Here is an 8,819-nt window from a genome sequence, read left to right on the forward strand (position 1 = left end):
TTGGTAAGTTTTTTATCGTTGTTCATGGGTATTTTGCTCCTCAAGTTAGGTTACGTTGCAAATTTTCTAAAACTCAGCAAATCATAAATCGAGAGCATTCCGAAAGCAACAAAAAAAGATTCAGATAGATTTTTAGATATCTAGATATAACTGAAATTTCTAAAAATCCTTGATATATATAGCCTGAGATAGCGATAGATATCTAGATAGATTTGGAGATATGTATACCCCACGAGATTACCAGACTTGAGTTCCAAAACCAACGTTCAGGATGACGATCCGTAGATAACACATTTTCACTGAACAGCCCTGCATGTGCTATTGTCCGGCTTGTATTTTTATCGAGAAAAAAATCTCCTTAATTCTTTCATATCAAAAGTTACCTTCCGATAATATTCTGTATCTTCAACTTTCTGGGACTTTATTCCTGATTTTATTATAGATCCAATAAGTCCTTTTCCAGCCTCTGTAGCGCCCAGCACCACTACTGTACTGCGTCTTTTGATAAAGGGGTCCTTTGCCCATATTTCCAGTATTTTTAAGAAACTCGCTTTTCCAAGTCCTTTTCCTCTGGAGCTTTTTCTCATAACAAATGCTTCACCTTCAATATAATCTTTCATAATTATAAAAGAACGAAAGCCAATTAATTCGTTATCCCGGTTAAAAATAAGGAAATATTTTGCCTTATCCCTCATGAGTTTTTTATCAGATTCATCAATATCAGCTAAAAAATCATCCGGAAATTCGACTTTTTTAAAAGATTTCCTGTATTGTATTTTTAAACCATTTTCTAAATTAAAAATTTTCTTATCTTCGAAATATGGTTCTCTCTCTATTATATTTTTGATAATTTCTTTTATTTCGGACAGTGTCATATTGTTCTTGAAGTGTGATGAAAATTTCTCTAAATATAGTTGTGATTCTTCTGGGTTTGAAGCTAAGAAATCTGTTGTGTTCACTACCAAATTTAAGTAGGAAAATCTTCTGAGATTGCCCTTTGGCTTATTTTTAAGAAGAATTTTTCCAACCTTAAGATCAAGCTCCAATTCTTCTAGACTACGTTCTCTCAATTCAGATTCTACAAGCTTGGAATCTTTATCTTTAACGAGAACGTGGGATAAAACTTGCTCTACTAGGGCCTCTTTTTTGTCAGATGTTTCCGTTCCTAAAGAAGAACTAGAAAGAAAAAGACCTTGCATCAGTCCTGTTAATAGGATTATTTTTAGGTAAAAGAATTTTTTAATAATCATAACAATCTCCTTTGTACTTAATATAATCTTATATTAATAATATAAGATTATATGATTAATTTTTCGTTATTATTAACCTGAGTTTTGGATAAGGGAGAAAAAATTCCTCACTCTTGCTCATGGTCCCAGTAGTCAAACCGACCTTTTGCGAGCTCTTAATCGTTCTCGATCCGGCGATATTGGCCAGTATCTAAACGATCTTATTCTTGCTGGTTTTGTGGCCAGAGACTACACTTGGAATTTATACAATGGTCAAATTTCTCGACTCAGCCGTTATCGTTTGAAAGATAATTACGTACAATTTTACCTGCGATTTATATCGAAATATTGTATTCAATCATCTAGAGATAAAAGCACCAGAAGTCATTTTTGACAATCCTTTTTTCCAGAGAAATACTAAACACAATGCTGGATGCCAGATTGATTACCTAGTTCATACCCGATTTGACACTCTGTATCTGTGTGAAATCAAGTTTTCCAAAACTGTAGTAGAGCCCAAGATAATTGGGCAGATGCAATAAAAAATCGACCGTTTGGAAAAACCAAAAGGATTTTCTTGTAGGCCTGTTCTCATTCACGTTAACGGTGTACATGAAGATGTCGTTGATATACTGAAGTGAAATCAAAACCTCTGTTTCCTGATACGCTCGAAGTGCTCATTTACCCAAGTAAACTGCGCGCTTCTCGCTATCATTAAACTAGAGGTTTTGATTTCACGAGAGTATAGTGGATATTTTTCCAAAATAATCGACTTTGGTCAGCTTTTAAACTCTCATGTATAAGGATAGATCATGGCATCATTTGAAACCGAATTAACCTTAAGCATTGGAGGATTGCCGCCATTTTCAGCCAGAGGCTGCACCCAGTCCCTGACACCAATAGTAAACGGTGAACTACGCCGTACTGTTAATGGCGAGCTTATCTATACCGGTAATTCTTTGCATGAAAAATACAAAAGTGTGATTAAGGGAGTGGACAAATCTGCTGCTGCATTTGATGCGATTTGGGTAGGGGCTAAAGTCAAAGTTGGCTGCATTCAGCGGCTGTGGCAGAAATTTTCTGGAGATAAAGTTGTGTTAAGCCGTGATCCGGTTGTAGGATCAGTAATCGCACAAGACAATACATCACAAAATATTGAAGTCAGATCTTGCAAGGGGCGGAATATTAAGTTGCTCAAACCTGTTGAGGAAGGCTATATCAGCTATTGCCCTTATCTTGATATGCGAGTGGTGGATCTGAGCTATGCAACAGATGAATGGGGCATGCAAGTGAGTTGGGAACTGGTGTTGGAAGAAGTATAGAAATCAGATGTCAGAGTTCAGAGTTCAGCGCTCTGATTTCTGAACCCTGACCTCATAAACTGCAATTGTCAGTGTCGCTGGCACAATGATAGCCGCACCCATTAGCGTCATGATGGTGGGAACTTCACCAAATAGCACGAAACCAAAGCTGGATGCGACCAATAACTCGACATAACGATAAGGGGTGAGGGCGGAGATATCAGTTGCGGTAAAAGCCTTGATTAAGCAATACAGAATCAAATTTGCGCCACCGCCTAGGCAAAATAACCAAAATACTTCAGACAAAGTTGGGGTTTGCCAGACCAGCCAAGCAGGAACAATACCAATTAAGGTAGTGCCAGCTGCAAAATAAAATAACATGGTTAAAGGATGCTCTTCATGGCCAACCATGATCTTATTTAAGATATCGCTGGCGGCAAATGAAAGAGCAGCAGCGATGAGCCAAATGGCTCCTATATTAAGCTCAGTAAACGACAGAAATGAAGTGCTGCGCTCGGGTGATTGTAGGGTAACCAAAATACCTATGAAACCCGCCAAAGTTGCCATCACTCTTTGCCAGCCCACTTTTTCTCGTAAAATCAAAAAAGCCATCGGCAACACAAACAATGGAACAGTTTGCGCTAGCAGGCTAACTGCTGAAAGTGGTGTTATGGCAACTCCAGTACACCAGCACACAACGGCAGCATATCCTAAAATCGCCCGCAGACTATGAAAGCTCGGCCTTGGCGTTTTAAAAACGTGAGCTCCCTTGTACAGCATAAAAGGTAGCAAAGTGAGCATAGAGAAAAAGAAACGAAAGAACGCAACTTGTAGGCCTTCAAGCCGGCTGCCTGCGAATTTGGTGAGCGTATCGTTACAGCTGCTTACACAGCACACCATAATCGCCCAAAATACCCCTTGCAAGTAACCTTTTTTATGCAGCCAACCACAGGTCTTAAGGAGCCTTGCCCAAATCAATGCAGGCAGAGCAACAGTGGGATTTAAGGTGGTGGTATTAGATCGATTGCTCATGAAATTCTATCACTCAAAGTTTTTTAAACATCCGTAATATGTAGTGGTTTTGGCTGAGAGAATCAAGGGGGTGATGCGGATGCGGCCAAACGTGTTTGTTGCAGAAGGATCTCCGTCGTCCGTGAACTAGGAAATAGATCCTGAATCGCAAAGCTTTTCCAATTCGTACGACTTACAGTCGCACGTTCGCAAAATCAGCATTCAGGATGACGTACCATAAGGAGCCTCCCACATGAATTTTTCATTTGCCTGGATCGACACCCACGAATCATTTGATCCGCAACTTCACTGTAAAGAAGAAGAAAAAATATTCTCATTGCAGATTCGGCAAAGGGAAGGGGGGTTGGCTGCTGCACAAATCACGGTGGCAAATCCCAAAGTCGGCTTGCTAGGACAAGCGCGTAAGCGCTATGGTTTGATCACGTATCAAAAGCAGCTAATATTTCGCGGGCGCGTTGTCGGTATGCCGGTACATATCGAAGGCGAGGCAGTTCGTCTGTTGCTAATTGCACAACCTGAAGATTATCACAGGCAGCTGCAACAGTTGATGCAAACACTAAAAACTCCTCCCTACTGGGATGAGTTGTTTGTTCATGATGCAACAAAGTACCGGCCATTAGAAGCACTTGAGGCTCGCTCAGCGCTTTATTATTGTTCTCGGACCTCTGGCAAGGTCTCGATTTCAGATATTTTCACCGGAAATCAGCACATTGATCTTGGCGGCAATTTTTTTAGGAATAGCTTACAAGTGCGAGTAAATGAGGCTCCACTTAGCTCAGTAACTGTTGAGCTCAGTGCCCAATGGTCACAACAAGGCTATGGCACTTGTGACATTACCCCACAATTGCTGGCGCAATTTCCCTATGGTTTGCTTAGCACTTATACCGGAAAAGACCTTGAAGCCAAATGGTGGAAGCAGGGAGAAAAAATTGGCCGCACTGGCTATTGGGTTGAATCCAGTTATTTAAAGGAAGTGAGTCCTCCCTACACCGGTATTTTAAATCTGTATCCTAAACTGTCGCCAAAACTCTGGGCGCCTGCAAAAAAAGTGGGCGAGCCACCACAGCAAATTCGCCTCAAGCGACACTGGTACCAAGCTGAACTGCGTTTGGGCTGGCACTACCAGCAAACCCGATGTGAAGTGGCACGTTTTACGCTAAACCATTCGACGCAACCTTTAATGCCAGCATCACCTCGAACACGACACTTGCGCTTTCGGCTGCAAAAAATTGTAGGCCTCAGTCATGCCTGGCGAGCGCAGCATGGCTATACACGTGGCTTTCGAGTGGTGCATGAGGATAAAATCTATCGATGTCTGAGGCGACACCGCTCTGGTGAAGTATTTGAAAACAAATACTGGCGTTGCCTGGGGCAGGGGAGTCACAGCGATCCCCAATCAAGCAGAGCTAACTTTTTCACCACTGACCGCGGCCGGCAGGCCATTTTACATAGCCTTGAGCGAGCTAAAGCACACCTTGCCGCTAGTGCTCGAGCCATTACGATCAAGCTACATGCTCCTTTTGATACGCTTTGCAATATCACAACGGATCATTCAGTCACCGTTGCCGATGAGCGCCTGCCTGGTGGGCGCGCCACCGGCAAAGTCATGGGATATCGCCTGTGCGTGGAAGGAAAGTCAGGTAAGCGCTGGGTTGAGGTTGAACTGGGAGTTTCCATAGGCGCCAAGCAGATTCTATTTGAAGGCGCTTCGAAACCAACTTCGCTTTATGTGGAAAGCAATTATGTGCAGCCAGATTTCCAAGTTGATTTGGGACAAAAAACGACTACTCAGTCCGGCGTTGAATTGGGATACTGGCGGCACCAGGGAACCTCTAAGGGAGTTTTGTATCCAAGTGCTTTGAAAGATCGTGATTTTTTGCAAGACATAGAAGTGCAACATGACCCAGATACGCAATTGCAGCATATGTTGCAAAACCAATATCCACGCTCATTTAATCTCAAGCATACGTTATTGCAAAAACCGACAAATCTTTGCTTGCAATTGAAAGACTTAAGCACTCAGCCTCGTCTGACCCATGAGGTTGTGATCCCAGTGTTATCCAGCTGGAGCCCAATGCGGCAGATTGATTTGGAGACCGGGATGACGGCCCGCAGGGGATAAGCAAAATCCTCCCTTACCCAAAACTCAGATTAATTATCCATCTGTGTATTCCACCATATCAAAGGAACCTTCCATGCAATTTGAAAAAGCTTTGCGCCGGCGACAGTTGCTACCTGCGCCACTGGGGCATGTAGAACCAGAAGGGCGCATTAATACTGGCACGCCATTAATGGATACATCCATCAGAGATGGGTGGTCTGATATTGACCTAGCAGCGCAGCAGCTGGATTGGCCAAATGAGATCATACTTGAGGTAGCTTGGCAATCTATCAAGTTGATCAATCATAGTGTCACAGTACAAAGCATTGTGCCCGATTTTGCTTTTACACCGGTTTCACTTTATGAGCCATCAGTGACTGGCATTTGTGCAGGTATTGAGATTACCCTACGTCGTTTGTTGTCTGAAGTGCCACAATCTTTTGCTCTGAACTTAGATCCAGGCGATGTGCTGTGGCAACATAATTTCTTACAGCAAAACTCCGGAGCATTGGTTTTGCGGCGCCGTCCGTTGGCAACTGGAGATTGGCTGGTCACACCGCCGAAAAAGCCAGAGCTAGCTAACCTCAACCTGCTTGGATTATTTGCCTATGCTGGTTTTGCTAAACTTGGAGCGCGCTTGCAGGATCTTGAGCAGGTGTTTGCGTACATCACTCACAGCGGTGATGACTCAAAGTTAGCTTTAAAGCGATATAGTGAGTTAGTTGCCAAGAGTGTTGCTCCACCGTATGGGGGAGTCATGGGCAAAGCAAATGTGGTTTATGTGGATACATTTACTCCCAAGCAAACCTGGTCGGTATCTCAGGTAATTACATCTGGACAGATGCAGGTTCTACTGACTTGTGATGGAGAAACTCGTGCCTACCGGTCGGTACGTGTTGTGGAAGAGAACCCGAGTGAGGGTAGTTTTTCAGTTGTAATGTTAGCTTGAACATTATTCATCCATAAAACACAGCCAATAGCGTGTTGCTTTGAGTTTGCCTGTTTTGCGTAGAATTTGTTTTTCTACCAGGTCCTTTAGATCACGTGTTGCAGTTGATGGTGAAGTTTTTGCAATTTTAGTATAATTATCTGCACTTAATCCCCCAGTAAACCCTTTGGGTCCTTCTCGAAGCATGCGGAAAATAACCTTGTGTTGCCGGGGATTCATTTTGTTGGCGAATTGGTCAAAAAATTTTGTTTTTTTGATAATAAATTCTATGCCTGCAATGGTGTATTCTTGAGCTAGCAGAATTGTTTTTGAAAAATAAATTAGAAAGTCGGTAATCTTATTACTCTTGTTTTGGATTTCCAGAGCGCTGTAATAAGCTTTTTTATTAGAGCTAATTGCTTGAGATATTGCAATAAGGGTTGGCTGTTGTAGATACTGAGCCATGATCTTTTCGACAATGGTGCGTCCAATGCGCCCATTACCATCTTCAAATGGGTGAATTGATACAAAGTATAGATGGGCTATTCCAGCTCTGATCAAAGGTGGCAGTGGTTTTTCTCCATTAGGTGCAGTGGTATTAAACCAGTTAATAAAGGCGTCCATTTCAGACATGACTTGTTTTGAAGGGGGAGCTTCAAAATGGACTTTTGGGTTATGAATAGCCCCTGAGATAATTTGCATTGACTCAATATGGGTACGGTAACGGCCAATATCATGTAAATCGCGTCTGCCACTCATTAACATTGCATGCCATTTCCAAAGCACTTCATGTGTAAGAGGGAGTTTGTAGTGATAATATAAGTCTGTCATCATTTCAGCAATGCCATTTTCTGCAGGATGATTTCTGGAAAGTGGTGCTGCAAGCCCAAAGTATCTTTTTATAGAAGATTGTAAACTAGCACGATCAAGAAACTCTCCCTCAATCTCAGAGGTTTTAATGGCTTCATTGCAGATTAGTTTAACCGTAATGCTTTTCTGATCTGCAGCAGAGATATGCTTATAAAGCCCAGAAACGACACCAGATTGCCGTAAAAATTTATTTTCAAAATCTATTAATTGTTTCGTATCGTATTGGAAATTTGGCCAATCATCTTGCTGCCAGTTCCAAATAGTTTTCTTAGTCATGAGCTATAAACCTTCTGTTTATGGCTCATAATATGCTTGTTTATGAGCTATAACAATCTTTTTATTGCCCAACAAAGAAAGGAGTATGCACCATGAGCATAATCTACCGTAGCGAAAAGGGGGCGCCCTTAACCATTGAAGAAATGGACAATAACTTCTGTGAGCTCGAGCAACGGCTTGAAGCCCTTGAAAAAGCATTTCGCAAAAGCGAAGGGATTGCAGATGTTCAAGTCGAAGGCGATCAGATGACCCTAATTGGCGATCATGGTTCTAAATTTGGGCCAGTACAGTTACCGGTTGTGGCTTATGTCCCCAGGGGTAAATGGCAGCCTGATACCGATTATGCCAGTCATGACGTGGTATCACATGAAGGCAGCGCTTATGTTTGCAAAAGTCCTCATCGCAGTGAAGGGTTTGAGCGAGAAAAATATTGGCAGCTGTTGCTGCAAGGGAATTTTTCTAAGGCACAGAAAAGCACGGAAACGCTTAGCTTGCGTGCTTACGAGTCAGGTACCCTTCCTAAACAGGCAACCCTTGGACAACTAGGTGTCTATATTGATGATGCAAGCCAGCCATCACTGATTTATGGAGATGGCCATAACTGGCGCTACGTTACAACGAATTTAACTATTTAAGGAGGCACAAGCATGAAGCAGCATACGTCTGAATTGAATCGCGTTTTAGGGCAAATTGAAGCTCAGATTTTGCATCTGAACCAAACGCTTAAAGAGCTCAAAACAACTTTGCAAAAGCTTAGTGATCGGGTGAGCTCAATTGAGCTCTATTTTTCCTTTTGGCGAGGAGGGCTGGGGGCAATTTTATTGATGGGTTCGTTGTTGAGTTTTATTGTACAGTGGTGTTTAACTCAGTGGTCGGTGGGGCAGTGAGCCAGTAATTAGGAATTTATGGATATACTCGCTCACGCGAGCATTTTACGTCGCAAGCGGCGGGGAATTCAACCCTAAGGAGATTAAACTATACTATCGTGAAATCAAAACCTCTAGTTTAATGATAGCGAGAAGCGCGCAGTTTACTTGGGTAAATGAGCACTTCGAGCGTATCAGGAGACAGAGGTTTTGATT

General features: G+C 42.4%; 8 protein-coding genes. 5 read left to right on the forward strand and 3 right to left on the reverse strand.

Annotated elements, in window-relative coordinates; translation table 11 throughout:
- Positions 1-338 precede the first annotated feature (338 nt).
- Complete coding sequence (locus tag ABFQ95_06005; protein ID MEN8237078.1) at positions 339-1,250, reverse strand: GNAT family N-acetyltransferase; 912 nt, start codon at positions 1,248-1,250, stop codon at positions 339-341.
- Positions 1,251-2,041: 791 nt separating this feature from the next.
- On the opposite strand from ABFQ95_06005, the gene ABFQ95_06010 reads away from it, so the two are divergent.
- Positions 2,042-2,551 (forward strand): hypothetical protein, encoded by a 510-nt coding sequence (locus tag ABFQ95_06010; GenBank protein ID MEN8237079.1) that lies wholly within the window; start codon positions 2,042-2,044, stop codon positions 2,549-2,551.
- A gap of 24 nt (positions 2,552-2,575) precedes the next feature.
- Here the strand turns inward: ABFQ95_06010 and ABFQ95_06015 are convergent, their stop codons facing one another.
- The gene (locus ABFQ95_06015; GenBank protein MEN8237080.1) at positions 2,576-3,562 is read right to left on the reverse strand and encodes a DMT family transporter; all 987 of its coding nucleotides are present in this window, start codon (positions 3,560-3,562) and stop codon (positions 2,576-2,578) included.
- Positions 3,563-3,794: 232 nt separating this feature from the next.
- Here ABFQ95_06015 and ABFQ95_06020 point away from each other — a divergent pair, with 232 nt between their 5' ends.
- Positions 3,795-5,684, forward strand: coding sequence for a hypothetical protein (locus ABFQ95_06020; protein MEN8237081.1), 1,890 nt, complete (start codon positions 3,795-3,797; stop codon positions 5,682-5,684).
- Between the two features lie 73 nt (positions 5,685-5,757).
- Positions 5,758-6,612, forward strand: coding sequence for a hypothetical protein (locus ABFQ95_06025; protein ID MEN8237082.1), 855 nt, complete (start codon positions 5,758-5,760; stop codon positions 6,610-6,612).
- A gap of 3 nt (positions 6,613-6,615) precedes the next feature.
- Here the strand turns inward: ABFQ95_06025 and ABFQ95_06030 are convergent, their stop codons facing one another.
- Complete coding sequence (locus tag ABFQ95_06030; protein MEN8237083.1) at positions 6,616-7,737, reverse strand: Fic family protein; 1,122 nt, start codon at positions 7,735-7,737, stop codon at positions 6,616-6,618.
- A 92-nt stretch (positions 7,738-7,829) separates the two neighbouring features.
- Between ABFQ95_06030 and ABFQ95_06035 the strand changes: the two genes are divergently transcribed.
- Both ABFQ95_06035 and ABFQ95_06040 read left to right on the forward strand, forming a co-directional pair.
- Positions 7,830-8,372, forward strand: a complete 543-nt coding sequence (locus tag ABFQ95_06035; GenBank protein ID MEN8237084.1) for a carbohydrate-binding protein — start codon at positions 7,830-7,832, stop codon at positions 8,370-8,372.
- Between the two features lie 12 nt (positions 8,373-8,384).
- Entirely contained in the window at positions 8,385-8,624 is a 240-nt protein-coding gene (locus ABFQ95_06040) for a hypothetical protein (GenBank protein ID MEN8237085.1), read from the forward strand.
- The last annotated feature ends 195 nt before the right edge of the window (positions 8,625-8,819 follow it).

It is taken from the genome of Pseudomonadota bacterium (genome assembly GCA_039714795.1).
In the GTDB taxonomy this organism is placed as follows: domain Bacteria; phylum Pseudomonadota; class Alphaproteobacteria; order JAGOMX01; family JAGOMX01; genus JBDLIP01.

Coding starts and splice junctions, on each gene's coding strand:
- ABFQ95_06015 (MEN8237080.1), bottom strand. CDS start 3,562: ATGAGCAATCGATCTAATACCACCACCTTAAATCCCACTGTTGCTCTG.
- ABFQ95_06040 (MEN8237085.1), top strand. CDS start 8,385: ATGAAGCAGCATACGTCTGAATTGAATCGCGTTTTAGGGCAAATTGAA.
- ABFQ95_06030 (MEN8237083.1), bottom strand. CDS start 7,737: ATGACTAAGAAAACTATTTGGAACTGGCAGCAAGATGATTGGCCAAAT.
- ABFQ95_06005 (MEN8237078.1), bottom strand. CDS start 1,250: ATGATTATTAAAAAATTCTTTTACCTAAAAATAATCCTATTAACAGGA.
- ABFQ95_06020 (MEN8237081.1), top strand. CDS start 3,795: ATGAATTTTTCATTTGCCTGGATCGACACCCACGAATCATTTGATCCG.
- ABFQ95_06025 (MEN8237082.1), top strand. CDS start 5,758: ATGCAATTTGAAAAAGCTTTGCGCCGGCGACAGTTGCTACCTGCGCCA.
- ABFQ95_06035 (MEN8237084.1), top strand. CDS start 7,830: ATGAGCATAATCTACCGTAGCGAAAAGGGGGCGCCCTTAACCATTGAA.
- ABFQ95_06010 (MEN8237079.1), top strand. CDS start 2,042: ATGGCATCATTTGAAACCGAATTAACCTTAAGCATTGGAGGATTGCCG.